Source organism: Methylobacterium sp. A54F (assembly GCF_053346035.1).
Genome location: NZ_JBKFBF010000086.1, coordinates 1 through 324 on the forward strand (window position 1 = coordinate 1; position 324 = coordinate 324).

The window sequence follows — 324 nt, forward strand, 5'->3', positions numbered from 1 at the left end:
GGTAGCTGTTCGGACGGACTTTCGAGGTGCCTAGGGGCTCGACGATACCGTCCTGGGTATCTTCTTCAATGATCTCGACCAGGCGCATGAGGGTATTTATTTGCTACGGCATCGTTGTGGATCCTCCGCTTGCTCGCTCAAGGATACGTTTGACCTGGGTGGCACTCCAGGTCGTAGATCCACGTGGGGACTTGATCCCACGACGGGTCAACTCGGCCGCCAGTTGCCGCAGCGAAGCTCGGCTCGCACCCTGAGCCTCCCCTTGGATCTCACGGATGGTCGGCGCGATGTCCTCGGGCCTCTTGATCGCCTTGGTGGAGCGCG

General features: G+C 60.5%; 1 protein-coding gene. It reads right to left on the reverse strand.

Translation table 11 applies throughout. The features are described 5' to 3' along the window. Positions 1 to 103 precede the first annotated feature (103 nt). A complete protein-coding gene (locus ACLBXP_RS25455; RefSeq protein WP_447670615.1) occupies positions 104 to 307 on the reverse strand; it encodes a recombinase family protein in 204 nt (67 codons plus the stop codon). Between the last annotated feature and the right edge of the window lie 17 nt (positions 308 to 324).